Raw genomic sequence first — 15,176 nt, forward strand, 5'->3', positions numbered from 1 at the left:
AGTGCCGGCACCCTTGCCGTTTCCAAGTCGATTGCCAGATCAAAACAGCTCCAAATCGTTTCCGCTCGGCTGGGATTGGACGGGTACTTCTTTGGGTAAAGCCTCATCCGCTCGTACTTTTTGCATGACACGACCCGACGCAGGCCAGAACATGATGTGACGTGCCGAGTCTCCTCCAAGCGAGTGCCCTTCACAGGCAATGCTCTCTTGTCGAAGAAAGTCCAATGTAAACTGACTATTGAGCAACCCGACATCACTGAGCCCGGCCACCATGCGAGCGCCACCAAAGGCTTTTGCGCGCAGCCGACTTCGTGCGCCACCAAGCTTGAGAATATCGTTTATCAGCAGTTCCATGGCGTTGATGCCTGCCAGATTACAAGCACCCGAGCTTCTGGTGCTGACCGTCAAGAGCATGTGGTTCATACCACCTACTTTGGCAACAGGATCCCAAAGACAACACGAGACACAAGATCCCAAAATTGTTGATATCGCCCGCTCAGGATCAGCTGAGACAGCCCACTCACCCTGCGTTATATGTTTGCGGTTTTTTGTCATTGCAAAGGCACCTTGGTCGTTCTGTGGGACGTCTTCGCCGTTCTATTTTTACTCTCACGAAGCGCGTCACCGATTTTGTGTATTGGTAGTTGATGCTGAACAGCGCCAAGACTGAAGGCCACGCGCGGCATACCGTAAACCACTGACGTTTCTTCATCTTGACCGAATGTAATGGCGCCACCCTCTGCGAGTTCGAGCAGACCTTGCGCGCCGTCCCGACCAAGGCCAGTCAGGATCGCAGCCGAGACATTTTTGGCCTCTGAGGTTGCAGATAAAAACAAGGTGTCAACAGACGGGCAATGTAAGGCAGCAGGCTCATTCTCGACGAACCGACACTGCCAGCCATCTACCCTCCTAACGACCTGTGTATGCTTGCCAGTCCCCGGCGCAAGGATCACATCTCCTCGACGCAGCGGCACACCTTCTTGGGCGAGTTTTACGTTTTGAGGCAATTGTCTTTCCAACCGTTGGGAAAAGCTTTCCAGAAAGTTGCCGGGCATGTGTTGTACGATGACGACGGGCGGCCCGTCGGGTTCAAGCTGGGGCAATACGGCCTCGAGAGCGGAGACACCGCCGGTCGATGCGCCAATCAATATCAGCGAGCCGCGGCGACAGCTCTGGCCCAGTGCCGGCGCATGGCGCGCAACAGCCTGTCGACCGGGTTGCACCGCACCTTCCCCAGCGCTTATGCGGGCGGGGCGCGTGCAGGCCGCCTGAAAAACGCGCTCACAAATGTCGCGCGACAGATCCAGATCGTACCCGTCTGTCGGTTTCAAAATACAGTCAATTGCCCCTCTTGAAAGCGCTTGAATGGCGGCGTCGCTGCCTTTGCTTGTCAGACTGGACAACATCACGACGGGCATCGGGCGCGCTCGCATCAGGCGCGTCAGAAATTCCAGACCGCTCATGCCCGGCATTTCAATATCAAGCGTCACGACATCTGCGGCATTGGCCCGTAAAAAATCGCGCGCCTCTACGGCGTCACTTGCCTCTCCCACAACCTCAAGGCGTCTGTCCGAAGCCAATACAGTGCGCAACCACATCCGGATCACCCGCGAATCATCAACGATCAAGACCTTTTTGACCGATTCGTTGGATTGATGCCCGTTCGTATCGCTATGCAAAACCATGCTCTGTTCCGTTTGGAGACCCGCAGCGCGCCCTACCTCAGACGCGCCTTTCCCAGATATGCCGCACAGATGTAAATTGAGGCTTAATGGCCCACGACCGCTTTTCAAAAAATCGCTGAAGCGAACGTCAGGTGCCGTGCTCGGCGATCATCTGGCGCGAAATAATGACGCGCATGACTTCGTTGGTGCCTTCAAGGATCTGGTGCACACGCAGATCACGCACGATTTTTTCGATACCATAATCGGCCAGATAGCCATATCCGCCATGGAGTTGCAGCGCATCGTTTGCGACATCAAAAGCAACGTCCGTTACATACAATTTTGCCATCGCACAGTATTTAGTAGCGTCCGACGTCTTGTTATCCAGTTTTGAGGCCGCCTGCCGCAGGAATATCCGTGCGGTCTGCAACTTGACTTCCATATCCGCCAATTTGAACTGCAGCGCCTGAAACTGATCCAGCCGTTGCCCGAAAGCCTTGCGCTCAGCGGTATAGGACAGGGCCGCATTCAGGGCCGCCTGCGCGCCACCAAGGGCGGATGCGGCGATGTTCAGTCTGCCTCCATCAAGGCCCGCCATCGCATAGGCAAACCCCTGCCCTTCCTCCCCGACCAGATTGTCCGCCGGGATCGCACAGTCATCAAACTGCACCTGTGCTGTGGGTTGCGCGCGCCAGCCCATCTTGTTTTCAAGAGCGCCAAAGGACAGACCCGCCCGCCCGTTTTCGATCAGCATGGCGGAAATACCCTTGGGGCCTGCATCCCCTGTGCGCACCATCGTCAGATAGGCGTCAGAATATCCGCCACCGGAAATAAACGCCTTCGTGCCGTTCAACACGTAGCCTGCGTTGCTGCGCTCCGCACGCGTGCGCAGGGCGGCGGCGTCCGACCCTGATCCGGGTTCGGTCAGGCAATAGGAAAACACGGTTTCCATCGCACATAGTTTGGGCAGCCAGTGTGTTTTCATGGCGTCAGAGCCATAGGTGTCGATCATTCCGCCGCACATGTTGTGGATCGACAGAAAGGACCCGACCGAGGGGCAGGCCATGGCCAGCGCTTCGAAAACCAGCGTGGCATCGAGCCGGGACAGCCCCGAGCCGCCGTGCTCTTCTGAGACATAGATCCCGGCAAGGCCAAGTTCAGCCACTTTGGGCCACAGCGCCTTTGGAATGGTTCCGGCGGTTTCCCATTCTTGGGCAAAGGGTGCGATGTTTTCCTGGCCAAAAGCATAGGCCATGTCGAAAATCGCTTGCTGTTCTTCGGTGAGCGAAAAATCCATTGGCATCCTCAAATGATCGTGTGGCCCAAGCAGCCCAGTCCAAGGCATATCATCCCAGTCAGACGCTGCAAGGGGCCGCTCAGTACCCCGTCATCTCAAGATAGCCGCGCCCGCCGTGCGATCCCGTGATCTGAACGGGGCCCTCCCAATAGGGAATGGACGTGGTCATCCAGGCCGCGCCATTCAAAGCCTCCACCGTGACATCAACGCCTTTTTGCGGCAGTTGCGCGCGCCATTTGGTCGGCACGGCCCGGCCCGCCACATCCGTGGTGGCCAGCGCGGTTGCCGAAAACGCGCCATCGGGAAAGGCGGTGGTGGTGCCATCCGGTTCGATCCACGTCGCTTGCGTGTAATCGCTGCCATCCTCGTCATGCAGCGTGAACCCCATGAGGCGCACCCCGTCGTCAAAGACCATCGAGAACCAGTCCCAGCTGACCTGCGTGGCAGCCAGCGGCTGCGAGGCCCATTCACGGTCCAGCCATGCGGTGCCTGTCACCTCAACCGGACCTTCCGGCAGAAACAGCGTTCCGGCGACGGTATAAAACGGCTGTGAATAGTAGTAACTGGCCCGCCCGCTGGCGGATTTCTGCGAATAGCCCGCCTCGCCATGAAAGATCAGCGGGCCTTGCGCGGTCAGTGTGACCTCATAGCCGAAATCAGGGCCGGAGGCGCGCATCGCAACCTCGTCGAGCGTATCGCCAGACATGTGCCAGTCATCAATCCATGCGCTGAAGGGTGCAGCGGTGACACCCGCCTGCCCGACCCCGCCGCGCGCAATCCGTTCGGTTACGAAATGCGCATCCTCAGTGGTGACCGCCGCATGGCCCATCCACAGTTGCGGGCTGGCCCAGCCGGGTTTTTCTTCGGGCGCCATGGCGGATCGGAACAATGTCCATTGCAGCCCCATATCCCGCCCGGCGGCATCGGTCAGGTTTGCCGTAACGTACCACCACTCAATCTGGAAATCCGGATGCGCGCCGTGATCTTCGGGGAAGGAAAACACATATCCGCGCTCGGGTTGGCTGAAGGTGCTGGCGTCCCGCCCCAGACCCGCAAAACCCTGTGCTGCGGCCTGCGCGGCCACCACGATGCCGATGCAAAAGATCGACAACCAAAGTCTAACGTTCATTGCTGAATACCTTCAAAAGAGATTGCGGATCGGTGCGCGCAAGCCGGATCGCGGGCCAAATCGCAGCCAGCAGCGCTGCAACAATCGTCAGCAGGCCGAGGCGCAGATAATCGAGCGGAAAGACATACATCGGCAACCGCCAGCCAAAGGCTTCGACATTGACGACGGCCAGCAAAACCCAGGCCAGCATCAAGCCGACGGGCAAAGCCAGCACACCAGTCAGGGTCGCAAGACAAACCGCGCGCACGACCTCAAGCCGCGACAGCGCGCTGCGCGTAAGCCCCAAGGCCCAGACCGGCGCCAGTTGCGGCAAGCGCATCGTCGCCAGTGTCAGCAGGCTGATCAGGATGGCAAGCCCGGCCACAGAAAGCGTCAGCACATTCAGCGCTGCCGTCACGGAAAACGTTCGCTCAAAGACCTGCATGGAAAACTGTTTGAGATCGGCCTGATTGATCAGCGCATCCTCCCCCAGCCCAAAGCGGTCGCGCAAATCGTCGGCCAGCGCCTCGGGCGTGTCCGTGCGCACCCCGAACCGCAGGCGTGGTACATCCGGGTAACGCATCGAGAACAGATCCTCGCCCAGCACCAGTTGGCCCACCGCATTCCCGTAATCGCTGTAGATACCGATCAAACGATCCCCGGTGGGCAATGTATCCCCCACCTGCCAGTCCTGCCGCCGGGCCAGTTGTTCGTTGATCAGCGCACCCTGCCCTGCGGCCAGCAAATCCCACACCTGTGCATCGGCGCTGAGCAACGGCCAGTTTTCGCGGTAGGTGGCATGATCGCGGATGCCAAAGACTTCAGCCGGAAGCCCGCCGAGCCGCGTGTCAATCGACACAATTGGCAAGACCGCCTCCGCCTTGTCCTCAAGATAGGCCACCAAGTCCGCAGCTTGCTCTGTATCCTGCGCATTGACGTAAAGCTCCGAGGCCAGCCGCTGGTCAAGGTAGTCCACGAAGGTCAGCCGAAAACTGGACACCATGGTGGAGACCCCGATATTGGCCGCCATCGCCAACAGCAAAGCCATCAGCGCCATCGACAGCCCCGGCAATTGCTGGCGGCTGTCCGCCCAGAACCACTGCACCAAGGCGCGTTTGCTGTGGCGTTCGGCAAAGCTCAGACATTGCGCCAGCAGAAAGGGCAGCAACAGTGCAGAGCCGATGAGCAAACAGGCCAGCAAGGCAAAGCCAGCAACCAGACCCTGCCCGAAAGTGGCAATCGCAACGCCTGCGATGAACAGCCCAGCCGCGATCAGCGCCAGCCACTGCCCGGCGGCGAAAGCCCCGATGCTCATCGCACGCGGGTGGTTAAATGAGAGCAACGGCATATAGGCCAGCTTTGTCAGGGCCGCTGCCGCCGCAATCGCCGTGCCCCCCAACGCCATGGCCAGCCCCGACAGCCACCACGCTGCGCGCAATTGCAACTGTCCCGCGACTTCGGCCCCGTAAAGACCGCGCAAGGTCGCCGCCACATCCGGTAACAAGGCCGCCGCGATCACATAGCCCAAAGCCACACCTGCGCCACCAGCCAAGAGGGCGAACACCCCCAACTCCAGAATAAGCAGCAACATCAACCGCCTGAGCGGCATACCCAAAGCGCGCAGGGTCCGGAATACCGCCCGGCGCTGTTCAAAGGCCAGCCCAACCGCGCCGTAGACGATGAAGATCCCCACAGCAAAGGACAACAGACCGAAGGCCGTGAGGTTAAGATGAAAGCTCTGCGTCAGGCGCGCCACATCCGCCTGCACCGAAACCTCGGCAATGCGATACGCGTCCGGCAAGGCCCCAAGGCCCCAGGGACGCTGGTTACTGACCAGCAGCCGCCTGATGTCCCCCTGTTCGCCCAGCAATCGGTCCGCCTGCGCGATGTCCATCAGGATGTTGCCGCGTGGTCGGTTTTCATCCACCCGCAAGGTCATTCCCGGCAGCGTCAGCCCGATGTCATCCGGGTGTGCGAAACCGACCGGATCATCGCCGATCATGTCGGGAAACCCACCATCCTCCGAAATACTTGCGGGCAAGGCCACAGGAAAGCTCAGCGGGTCAATGCCGACGATGCGCAGTTCAGCACCGGCAATATCAACCGTGCCTTCCAGAACCGGGCTGACCGGCCAGCCAAGCCTGCGCAGGGTCACATATTCCTCGACCGTGAAGCTGCTGCCATCTTGTTTCAGGATACGGTTTGTGTCGCCCGCCCCCAAGACATCGGAGGCAGAGGCGTAGCTCGCGCGCGCTTCGGCGTTGATCGCCTGCACACCCGACCACAGCGCGGTGGACAGGGCCAACCCGGCCAGCAAGGTCAGCAACTGCCACGGATTGCGCCGCCAGTGGGACCAAAGTGCAAGAAACCCTTGCCGCGTCATGGCACCGCCACGGGTCGCATGGGCGCGTTCGCATCCTGCACAACCCCATGCGACAGACGAATACGCCGCCCCATCCGGGCCGCCTGACGGGGGGAATGCGTGACCATCAACACGGCCGCACCCGCCTCTGCCGCGCTTTCCAGCATCAGGTTCAAAACCGTATCCGCCGTGTCCTCATCCAGATTACCCGTTGGCTCATCCGCGAGGATCAGGCCGGGGCGCGCGGCAAGGGTGCGGGCAATGGCCACACGCTGTTGCTGCCCGCCGGAAAGCGCCTCGGGGTATTTGGTCATATGGTCTGCCAGCCCGATCTGTTCAGCGACGTGACGCGCCCATTCCGGGTCGAAGCGTTCGCCAAGTCGGGCATGAAACGCGATATTCGCCGCGACGCTCAGGCTGGGGATCAGGTTGAACTGCTGAAAGATAATCCCGACCGTTGTGCGGCGCAGCTGTGCAGATTTTGCATCCGACAGACCAGCGACCTCTAGCCCGTCCAGCACAATGCTACCGCCCGTTGGCACATCCAGCCCGGCGATCAGGTGCAACACCGTGCTTTTCCCACTGCCGGATTCCCCTTCGAGCGCCAACGTGCCCGCGCGCGGCACCTCAAAACTCACATCCCGCAGAACCGGCACTGAAATGCCGCCAGTCTCATATTCTTTGGCAAGGTGGCTGACCGTCAAAACCATCGGTGTGTCCCATCAAGACTGCGTTCAGACCAAGAGATGTAGCACCAAGCGCGTATCGCAAGGGCCTATGGGCAAACCATCTGCGGAAATGGAATGAAAGGGTCGGGAAATCAGTCCAGATTATGCAATTACTCTTTATGATTTGATCCAAGTACGCTGCACAAATATTCGCTCTCACATCACCTAAGGTTCAGCCCTCGCGCAAGTGCCGTCGCACTGTCAAATCCGGCCTCGACGCGGCCCGCACCGCACCAGTCGCCAAATGCGCCCAGTTTGTTTTCTGTATCCAGCAAGAACGGCTCGTCCGTAGGGCGTTCGACTTTGGCGAAGCGCCATTTGTGCAAGCTGACATATTGTGCCTCTTCAACAACCAGACCTGTGGTCTCCTGCACTGCCTGTGCCAGACTGGCGCGCACCTTGTCGGGATCAGCCTCAATATGCGCTTGGGCCCAGTCATTGCTGGATTGGCAAAGCACACTGAAACCCGTGCTGCGGTCTGGTTTCGTGCTGTTGACGGCCACCCAGGCCATTGGGCTGTTCAGGACAGTCGCAGCGTCCCAAGCCAAATCCGGCGCAGCGTCAAACCCGAGCATCAAGCTGTAACAGCCAAGCATTCTGGCATGCTCCAACGCCGGCAGATGCGAAAAACAGGCCGGCATCAGCGCGGCAGATTGTTCAGCGGGCGCAGAGGAGAATACCCAGTCATAGGGGCCCAACACCTCCCCCGCCAGAGACCGAAGCTGCCAATGGTCATCTCTACGTTCGAGGCTCGCGACACGGGTTTCGCGCAGCACCTCGATATCGCTGGCCATCGCTTTACACAGCGCGTTCATCCCCGGCAAGCCAACATAGCGCGGTGCCGTCCACTGCGGAATAGTTCCCCCAAAACACGTCAATCGAGGACGCCACGCCCTGACAACGCCACGCTCAATATGAGGTGCAAGAAAGCGCTGGAAATCCTCGCCCTGTGCTGTGAAATACTGCGCACCGTGGTCAAATTGGAAGCAATCCGCGCGCCGGGTCGACATTCGGCCACCAATCCCGCGTGATTTTTCCAAAACCGTTACATCGGCCGTGGGTGATAACAGTTGCGCGAGACGCAGCCCGGAAATGCCAGCACCTATGATCGCAATACGTGGTCGTGATGTCATGTTCTTGACCTTTTGATCCGCATGACTGGGGATTTAGGTCATGCGATCTGCGTTGCCAACACTCATCGATCCGGGAGTATCGTCGCGGGTGCGATTAAAACGGTATCTGTCATGGGAATTCTATCAGACCGTGTCAGACAGGTGCTATCGGTATCTCACGAGGACCAACGTTCTGGTATCAGGTTTTTCTGAAATTCGTGAATAAACCTTACGAAAACCAGTTGGCTATATCACTCTGAACCCTGCTGAGTCACTTGGCGTCAATGTGCGCTTTTCAATCATATCCGCCGTTACGCCAGGCCTGTTTTCATTCAGCAGATCACACGACCTGTCGCCGTCAATGAGGTCGATAGCAATGGCACGGTCTCGTGTCGCTCCATCATTTGCCGGGCTCGTGAACCTTCCCGCGGCTATGAATGGCCCTTTGTCAGCTCGACCTTACAACGCCTCTCGACAGTCTCAATTTCATTTTGACTCCGCGCTCCCCTTCCACTTTTTGCACTGGAGGTAGGTTTGGAACGAAACAAGCTTACCGCTTGGCACGCCGACACCATCAAGGCCACTATCACTGGTCTTTCCCCTCACTTCTGAAATCGTAAACAGCCGACGCCCTTGCGGCTGTTGTGCAATTCAAGCGAAGGCTTCACGAACGTCAGAAAGCCCGCGTCTCTGATCTGCAGGATCACCCCTCTTATGAACCCCTATCGAACGCCGGCTCTGTGGGCGGCCGCGTGGGAGCGCTGTGCCGGGCGTCTTTCATGGGCCTTCACCCACACAGATTTGGCCGATGAACCAAATGCTACGTTGGCTCCGAGGTTCGGTTTCAGCCTAACGTACCGATGCTGCGACTTCTCTGGATGTGAGCTGCCATTGACAGCGCCCTTGCCAAACTAGCGCTGTTCGAAAAAGATGTAGCAAACAGTTTCAAGGAACTTGCTCATCATGTTTTCGATTTATGCATTGACCTGGTTAGGTGTTCTCGCAGCCCAGATTGCTCCCGGCCCCAATCTTGCCGCGGTTGCTTCGGTCGGGTTGGCGCAAGGTCGACGGCCCGCGCTATTCGTGGTGACCGGCATTTCTTCGGGTATGCTTGTTTGGTCGATGGCAACGGCTTTGGGCCTTGGCGTTCTTGTTGAAGCGTTTCCGCTGTCGCTCTTATTTTTGAAGTTTCTGGGTGGTAGTTATCTCCTCTTTCTTGGCATCAAAGCGGCACGCGCGACGCTTAAAGGTGGAGCCAAGACAACATTTGCACCGGATGCCCGACCGCTGACAGATGCCCTTGCATGGCGTCGTGGCGTTCTTGTTCTGCTCACCAACCCCAAAGCCGCGTTGATGTGGGCTGCGGTTGCGTCTTTTCTATTCGGTCAAGGGCTGAGCGCTTGGCACGTCCTGGCTTTCGGCCCAATGGGCGCTTTGTCGGGGTTGGTTATCTATGGAACATACGCATGGCTGTTCTCGACTGGTGTGGCGATGCGGGGCTACTCACGTTTCGCCAGATGGTTCGAAGGGCTCTTTGCTGCGGCGTTTGGAGCCATGGGTGCAAGCCTGATTTGGGCCGGGATACGGGAAGTTCGCAACTGATTTCCCAGTCGGCAAAGCGCCGGAAACCCAACTGAGCAAAGTTTCGAGATCTGCATGTTTTTCTGATGGCAGAGGTGTTGGATGCTGCGCCGCACTGTTTCAAACCGGAAGATCGCAGGGAGTGTGGGGACCGGAATAATCGGTTGAGGCTCAGAGAACGGTTGTCATGTTGAAGCCGTGAATATTGAAGCTCTAACGTCTTAATTTACCAGAAACCCGTCAGTTCCGGTGACTGCCTTCAAATCCTTACGGCCAAATCGGGTCTTCCTCGCCGCCGACTTTCATCGGTGTGCGCCCCAATCGCTGAGCATTAAATCAACCATCTCGGTGTGCTCTTGCCCGGCCGGTATGCTGCCATGGCATCATATCTGCACTTGCCGGCGTTCGTCATAGCACCTTCCACGGACCTACTGCCGACAGAACCACCGTGGAAACACTGGTTTATCCAAGCCCAAGCGACGGCTGGCGATTTCAGGTGAGGGCGTTCACCCAGATAAATCCTTAAGTGACAGCAACCCTCTTGACTTGTCCGGGATTCGCCTGCGCCGATCCTCGGCTCGCCGCGTTGCCTGCACCAGCTTCAACGCCGATTTCCAGCGTATTTCACGGCGCTGTCATGTCGCTTTGGACAAATATGTCAGCGAAATCATGCGTTAAGAGACGATCGCTGCAATGCACGCACAACCAGAAAGTAAAGATAAATTGACACTTGTAATGTCAACATTTTCTGACACAATGGAGGGACGGTCCGAGTGTGCGCGTCGCGACCAATGAGCTGCATAGCAACACCCCGTTATTAAATCGGATGCTGTCTATGTACTTGGTTAGAAGCTGAATTGGAGAACCATTATGTCCGACGACCCAGACAAAGTTTGGCCGACCGGTCTTACACTACTCGAAGCCGAAGAAGTTCACAGTTACCTGATTGATGGTACCCGTGTCTTTGGTGCAATCGCACTTGTTGCGCACATGCTCGTCGCTGCGTCGACGCCGTGGCTCGGCTAAGGGAGAAAAAACATGAACAATGCAAAAATGTGGCTTGTTGTTTCCCCCTCTGTCGGCGTTCCAGTATTTCTGGGCGCAGTCGCTGTAGGCTCATTCGCAGTACACGTTGCTGTCCTGAGCAATACCACCTGGGTATCTGACTTTTTGTCAGGCAATGAACTTGGAAGCGGCGCTGCACAAGAAGCGTCAGCAAAAATCCTGGAAAACGCAGACAAAGACGTGGCAAACGCCTCTTTCGTTCTTCCATCTGCGGAAGGTGGCCAGCAAGTTCTTGTGGTTATGCCAGACGGCACGACGGCAATGGCGATGTTGCAATCACCGGCTCTCGTACAGGCAAGCGCTACGCAGCCTGTAACGATAGAACAATAACGCAAGGTCCCTCGTCGCTACGGCGAGGGACTTGCGGCACCCATACCTGCGGGGTCATTGCGCCAGTGGGTTCAATTTGAATTAGAATGGCGGGAGGATAATGTTCGAGTATCGCGCATTTGCCTTACGAAAGCTGGTATCGGTCGCCCCGCGTTATTTACCATTCGCGGATGTCGCCACCGAAGAAGTACCGCTTTCCCGCTTACTACGGCTATCTCTGTTCCAAGTCACCGTTGGCATGGCCATCGTGCTGCTTGTCGGAACTTTAAACCGCGTCATGATCGTCGAACTCAGCGTTCCGGCGACGCTCGTCGCGATGATGCTCGCCCTGCCCTTGCTGTTTGCCCCCTTCCGCACGTTGATCGGCTATAAATCCGATGTGAACGTTTCCGCGCTTGGGCTACGGCGGGTCCCGTTCATCTGGAAAGGGACGCTTTATCAATTCGGTGGTTTTGCCATCATGCCTTTCGCCCTGCTTGTCTTGTCTGGCTACGGTGAGGCGGTCGATGCGCCACGCTGGATGGGGCTGTCGGCGGCAGCGCTGGCGTTTCTGCTGGTTGGGGCCGGTGTGCATATGGTGCAGACCGTGGGCCTTGCGCTGGCCACCGATCTGGTCGCGGACGAAGATCAGCCAAAAGTCGTGGGACTGATGTATGTCATGCTGCTGGTCGGCATGGTGCTCAGCGCGCTGGTCTTTGGCACATTGCTGGAAAACTATTCGCCCGGGCGCCTTATTCAGGTCATTCAGGGCGCGGCAGTTGTGACCGTCGCCCTGAACCTTCTGGCGCTTTGGAAGCAAGAGGCCCGCGATCGGGTCCGTGCCCAGAAAATGCAAACAGCGCAGCACGCACCTTTCCGTGAAACATTGGCCGAACTTGTCAAGAAACCCGGTCGCAAGCGGCTTTTGGTGGTTATTGCGCTTGGCACCTTTGGCTTTGGGGCGGCCGATGTGCTGCTTGAGCCTTACGGCGCACAAGCACTTGGTTTTTCCGTGGCCGAGACAACACGGCTGACCGCCCTTCTGGCGGGAGGCACATTGATCGGCTTTGGCATCGCCTCACGCGTTCTGAGCACGAATGGCGCACCGACCCGTCTTGGGCTGATCGGTGCATTGATCGGCATACCGGGGTTTTCCGGGATCATCCTGTCGGCCTTTGGCGGCGGCGCGCCCTTGTTTCTTGCCGGAACGCTTGCAACCGGCATTGGCGCAGGCCTCTTTGGGCACGCCACTTTGACCGCCACCATGCGCTCGGCTGAGCGTGATCAGGTTGGCCTTGCATTGGGCACCTGGGGTGCGGTTCAGGCAACGGCAGCTGGTGTCGGTGTGGCGCTTGCAGGCATTGTGCGCGACGTCATCGTCAACATGTCCGCATATACAGACCTGCCCGCACATGCCCCTTACAACGCGGTTTTCCTGATCGAGATTGTTTTCTTGGCGCTGGCATGCGCTACACTTATACCCCTGTGCGGCAAAGCAAACAGTACGCAGCACCCAAATATACACCAACCCAAGCGGTCCATGCCGGATTCGCATCCTAAATCGGCGGAGGCATCATGACACAAGTCATTACGCGATATTTTGAAAACGCGGCACAGGCGTCAATGATAAAACGAACGCTCGTAGTGGAACGTTTTCCCGGGCGAGACCTGAAAGTCTATACCGAGCCGAATGGTCTGGTCGAAGCACTGAGCGCTGAAAACGTCGATCCTGAAACTGCCAAAGCATACAAAAAGAAAATGGCATCCGGCGGCGCGGTTCTGTTGGCCAAAGCAACCTATGTGCCTTTGGGCGCTGCAAGGATGACCCGCGAAATCACTGCCAGAATGGGTGCGGCCGACATGGGCGATTTGACCGAAGAGGTCTACGTCAAGGATCCCCCCGGCAGAACTGCCAGCGTGTTGAGCGGGCACCCTCATATGTTGTCGCGCAGACGCGACCCTGACTCCAAGACCTATCACATGGCAGATTGGCCCATCCCCCTGATCAGCCGTCGCAAGCCCTCCGATGAATTTGCCATTCCGCGGCATGGGCGCATGGCCAATTTTCCCATCCCCCTGCTCAGCAAACGCAAGCCAAAAGACAACTTTGCCTTTTCGCGCCACGCGCGCATGGCCAATTTCCCAATTCCATTGTTGAGCAAACGCAAACCTTGGGAGGGCTTTGCATTTCCGCGCCATGCCCGGATGGCCAATTTCCCAATCCCGCTGCTGAGCAAGCGTAAGCCCTATACCGGATCAATGATCGGGCGTCACCAGCGTATGGCCAACTGGCCCTTCCCCCATCTGATCAACGGGAAAACGGGCACGAACTCCTTAATTCCGGGCGCGCCCCGGATGGCGAATTTTCCCATTCCCCTGCTCAGCAAGCGCAAGCCTGCGGACAAGTTTGCGTTTGACCGTCACGCCCGGATGGCAAATTTCCCGCTGCCACTGCTGAGCAAGCGAAAGCCCGTTGATAAATTCGCGTTCCCGCGTCATGCGCGGATGGCGGATGCGATATTGCCCCTGATCGTGAGGCGTGCCGATACCGAAACCACCGAGGCAGATGCTGCGCGTTTCTCATTCTCCAAGCTGTTTGGGTTTCCAACGCTGCTGCGTCGCTGACGCGCCAACCTGTCATCTGCGCGGGCTGGCAGAAGCCTGAGAAACACGCGCATAGCTGTCATTCCCAAACGGTCTGACGCAGCTGAGACTGAAAAGGCAAAGGGCTGATCCGCGAGGATCAGCCCTTTGCTTTTTCAACTGCCATCGGACCATATTACGGGTCGGGCCGAACCTCGATGTCTCTGTCACCCTCCGGCACGTCCATGGTCGACCACATCGCGTCTTTTGTGGGAGCATCCGGCATGTCGCACGACCGCTTGTGAATGTTCACCTTGGCAATGAAGTTCGCCGAAATCGGGGCCGTCACAAACAGGAAGGCAAGGATCAACACCTCGTGAAACGAACCCTCCGATGTAGCAAAGGAATAAGACATCGACGCCAGCAGAAAGGACCCGATGCCCAGCGTCGCGGCTTTGGTCGGGGCGTGCAGGCGCGTCATCGGATCACCGAGTTTCAGCAAGCCAATCGCCGCCACCATGGTGAAGACAGCGCCAATCAGTAAAAACGCAACAGTGATGTAGAGTTCAATAACCTCAAAGTTCATTCGATGATGTCCCCCCGCAATACAAACCGCGCCAGCGCCACGGTCGAAACAAAGCCAAGCATTGCGATGATCAGGGTCACTTCGAAATAGACACTTGTGCCCTGCGTGATCCCCAGCAGAACGATCAACCCGATCGCATTCATCACCATCGTATCAAGCGCGAGGATTCGGTCCCCTGTGCTGGGCCCGATCACCAGACGTACCATCGCCATCAGCTGGCTGATGGCCAGAACGGCGAACCCGAGATAGAGGGTCATTTGTATAAGTTCCAGTGCGAAGGTCATTGGAAAATCTCCTTCAGACGACGCTCATAGCGGTTTTTGATTTCATCGCGCACGGCGTTTGCATCCTCTGCGTCCAGCGCATGCACCAGAAGGCTGCGGCCCTCGTTGGACAGATCAGCCGACACCGTCCCCGGCGTCAACGTGATTGTCCCTGCAAGGATCGTGATCGCTTCGGGCTGGCGCAGATCAAGCGGCACCTCCACCCATTTCGGCCTCAGCTTGGCATTCGGCTTGGTCAAAATGATCCACGCCACCTCGATATTTGCGATAATGATGTCCCACAAAACGATGAGGCAATAGACCAGAAACTTGCCTGCCCGAATGCCTTCGGGACGGCCCGGCCACCAGACGGCGGTTGCGCGCGGAATGATGATCCCCAGAATGACACCAAAGACGACCATGCCAGCCGAGACTTCATTCTGAAGCATGACCCAGACGATTGTGAGGATGACTGTCAGCAGCGGATGTGGAAAAAGCCAGTGCAATGCACGTCCCAT

15 protein-coding genes are annotated in these 15,176 nt (G+C 57.8%); 5 read left to right on the forward strand and 10 right to left on the reverse strand.

All coding sequences use genetic code 11. The features are described 5' to 3' along the window. Window positions 1-39: 39 nt before the first annotated feature. From RLO149_RS12615 to RLO149_RS12645, 7 genes are all read right to left on the reverse strand, one after another. The gene (locus RLO149_RS12615) at window positions 40-555 is read right to left on the reverse strand and encodes a chemotaxis protein CheD (protein WP_013962479.1); all 516 of its coding nucleotides are present in this window, start codon (window positions 553-555) and stop codon (window positions 40-42) included. Then, window positions 552-1,685, reverse strand: a complete 1,134-nt coding sequence (gene cheB, locus RLO149_RS12620; protein WP_013962480.1) for a chemotaxis-specific protein-glutamate methyltransferase CheB — start codon at window positions 1,683-1,685, stop codon at window positions 552-554. The genes RLO149_RS12615 and cheB overlap by 4 nt, the downstream gene beginning before the upstream one ends. A 127-nt stretch (window positions 1,686-1,812) precedes the next feature. Further along, the gene (locus RLO149_RS12625; protein ID WP_044025336.1) at window positions 1,813-2,961 is read right to left on the reverse strand and encodes an acyl-CoA dehydrogenase family protein; all 1,149 of its coding nucleotides are present in this window, start codon (window positions 2,959-2,961) and stop codon (window positions 1,813-1,815) included. 79 nt (window positions 2,962-3,040) lie between these two features. After that, window positions 3,041-4,090, reverse strand: coding sequence for a lipocalin-like domain-containing protein (locus RLO149_RS12630; protein ID WP_013962482.1), 1,050 nt, complete (start codon window positions 4,088-4,090; stop codon window positions 3,041-3,043). After that, window positions 4,080-6,452, reverse strand: coding sequence for an ABC transporter permease (locus RLO149_RS12635; protein ID WP_013962483.1), 2,373 nt, complete (start codon window positions 6,450-6,452; stop codon window positions 4,080-4,082). The genes RLO149_RS12630 and RLO149_RS12635 overlap by 11 nt, the downstream gene beginning before the upstream one ends. Continuing rightward, a complete protein-coding gene (locus RLO149_RS12640) occupies window positions 6,449-7,141 on the reverse strand; it encodes an ABC transporter ATP-binding protein (RefSeq protein WP_013962484.1) in 693 nt (230 codons plus the stop codon). The genes RLO149_RS12635 and RLO149_RS12640 overlap by 4 nt, the downstream gene beginning before the upstream one ends. A gap of 179 nt (window positions 7,142-7,320) precedes the next feature. Beyond that, window positions 7,321-8,292 (reverse strand): NAD(P)/FAD-dependent oxidoreductase, encoded by a 972-nt coding sequence (locus RLO149_RS12645; RefSeq protein ID WP_013962485.1) that lies wholly within the window; start codon window positions 8,290-8,292, stop codon window positions 7,321-7,323. 942 nt (window positions 8,293-9,234) lie between these two features. On the opposite strand from RLO149_RS12645, the gene RLO149_RS12650 reads away from it, so the two are divergent. The 5 genes from RLO149_RS12650 (at window position 9,235) to RLO149_RS12670 (ending at window position 13,851) form a co-directional block, all read left to right on the forward strand. Further along, complete coding sequence (locus RLO149_RS12650; protein ID WP_013962487.1) at window positions 9,235-9,873, forward strand: LysE family translocator; 639 nt, start codon at window positions 9,235-9,237, stop codon at window positions 9,871-9,873. Window positions 9,874-10,722: 849 nt separating this feature from the next. Further along, entirely contained in the window at window positions 10,723-10,878 is a 156-nt protein-coding gene (pufB, locus tag RLO149_RS12655) for a light-harvesting antenna LH1, beta subunit (RefSeq protein WP_011569637.1), read from the forward strand. A gap of 12 nt (window positions 10,879-10,890) precedes the next feature. Next, window positions 10,891-11,247 (forward strand): light-harvesting protein, encoded by a 357-nt coding sequence (locus RLO149_RS12660; protein ID WP_013962488.1) that lies wholly within the window; start codon window positions 10,891-10,893, stop codon window positions 11,245-11,247. Window positions 11,248-11,347: 100 nt separating this feature from the next. Beyond that, a complete protein-coding gene (locus RLO149_RS12665) occupies window positions 11,348-12,805 on the forward strand; it encodes a PucC family protein (protein ID WP_013962489.1) in 1,458 nt (485 codons plus the stop codon). After that, the gene (locus RLO149_RS12670) at window positions 12,802-13,851 is read left to right on the forward strand and encodes a hypothetical protein (RefSeq protein WP_013962490.1); all 1,050 of its coding nucleotides are present in this window, start codon (window positions 12,802-12,804) and stop codon (window positions 13,849-13,851) included. The genes RLO149_RS12665 and RLO149_RS12670 overlap by 4 nt, the downstream gene beginning before the upstream one ends. A 154-nt stretch (window positions 13,852-14,005) precedes the next feature. On the opposite strand, the gene RLO149_RS12675 is transcribed toward RLO149_RS12670, so the two are convergent. From RLO149_RS12675 to RLO149_RS12685, 3 genes are read right to left on the reverse strand one after another with little or no spacing between them, the layout of a single operon-like run. Beyond that, window positions 14,006-14,395, reverse strand: coding sequence for a Na+/H+ antiporter subunit G (locus RLO149_RS12675; RefSeq protein ID WP_013962491.1), 390 nt, complete (start codon window positions 14,393-14,395; stop codon window positions 14,006-14,008). Further along, window positions 14,392-14,679: a K+/H+ antiporter subunit F gene (locus RLO149_RS12680; RefSeq protein WP_013962492.1), complete on the reverse strand. Its 288-nt coding sequence runs from the start codon at window positions 14,677-14,679 to the stop codon at window positions 14,392-14,394. The genes RLO149_RS12675 and RLO149_RS12680 overlap by 4 nt, the downstream gene beginning before the upstream one ends. After that, window positions 14,676-15,176 carry a Na+/H+ antiporter subunit E gene (locus tag RLO149_RS12685; RefSeq protein ID WP_013962493.1) on the reverse strand — a complete coding sequence of 167 codons (501 nt, stop codon included), beginning with the start codon at window positions 15,174-15,176 and terminating at the stop codon, window positions 14,676-14,678. The genes RLO149_RS12680 and RLO149_RS12685 overlap by 4 nt, the downstream gene beginning before the upstream one ends.

This window comes from Roseobacter litoralis Och 149, from assembly GCF_000154785.2.
GTDB lineage: Bacteria > Pseudomonadota > Alphaproteobacteria > Rhodobacterales > Rhodobacteraceae > Roseobacter > Roseobacter litoralis.

Excerpts from the sequence above, each read along its gene's own strand:
- cheB (WP_013962480.1), bottom strand. The coding sequence starts at position 1,685 with ATGGTTTTGCATAGCGATACGAACGGGCATCAATCCAACGAATCGGTC.
- RLO149_RS12665 (WP_013962489.1), top strand. The coding sequence starts at position 11,348 with ATGTTCGAGTATCGCGCATTTGCCTTACGAAAGCTGGTATCGGTCGCC.
- pufB (WP_011569637.1), top strand. The coding sequence starts at position 10,723 with ATGTCCGACGACCCAGACAAAGTTTGGCCGACCGGTCTTACACTACTC.
- RLO149_RS12650 (WP_013962487.1), top strand. The coding sequence starts at position 9,235 with ATGTTTTCGATTTATGCATTGACCTGGTTAGGTGTTCTCGCAGCCCAG.
- RLO149_RS12640 (WP_013962484.1), bottom strand. The coding sequence starts at position 7,141 with ATGGTTTTGACGGTCAGCCACCTTGCCAAAGAATATGAGACTGGCGGC.
- RLO149_RS12645 (WP_013962485.1), bottom strand. The coding sequence starts at position 8,292 with ATGACATCACGACCACGTATTGCGATCATAGGTGCTGGCATTTCCGGG.
- RLO149_RS12670 (WP_013962490.1), top strand. The coding sequence starts at position 12,802 with ATGACACAAGTCATTACGCGATATTTTGAAAACGCGGCACAGGCGTCA.
- RLO149_RS12660 (WP_013962488.1), top strand. The coding sequence starts at position 10,891 with ATGAACAATGCAAAAATGTGGCTTGTTGTTTCCCCCTCTGTCGGCGTT.
- RLO149_RS12680 (WP_013962492.1), bottom strand. The coding sequence starts at position 14,679 with ATGACCTTCGCACTGGAACTTATACAAATGACCCTCTATCTCGGGTTC.
- RLO149_RS12685 (WP_013962493.1), bottom strand. The coding sequence starts at position 15,176 with ATGGGACGTGCATTGCACTGGCTTTTTCCACATCCGCTGCTGACAGTC.
- RLO149_RS12615 (WP_013962479.1), bottom strand. The coding sequence starts at position 555 with ATGACAAAAAACCGCAAACATATAACGCAGGGTGAGTGGGCTGTCTCA.
- RLO149_RS12675 (WP_013962491.1), bottom strand. The coding sequence starts at position 14,395 with ATGAACTTTGAGGTTATTGAACTCTACATCACTGTTGCGTTTTTACTG.
- RLO149_RS12625 (WP_044025336.1), bottom strand. The coding sequence starts at position 2,961 with ATGGATTTTTCGCTCACCGAAGAACAGCAAGCGATTTTCGACATGGCC.
- RLO149_RS12635 (WP_013962483.1), bottom strand. The coding sequence starts at position 6,452 with ATGACGCGGCAAGGGTTTCTTGCACTTTGGTCCCACTGGCGGCGCAAT.
- RLO149_RS12630 (WP_013962482.1), bottom strand. The coding sequence starts at position 4,090 with ATGAACGTTAGACTTTGGTTGTCGATCTTTTGCATCGGCATCGTGGTG.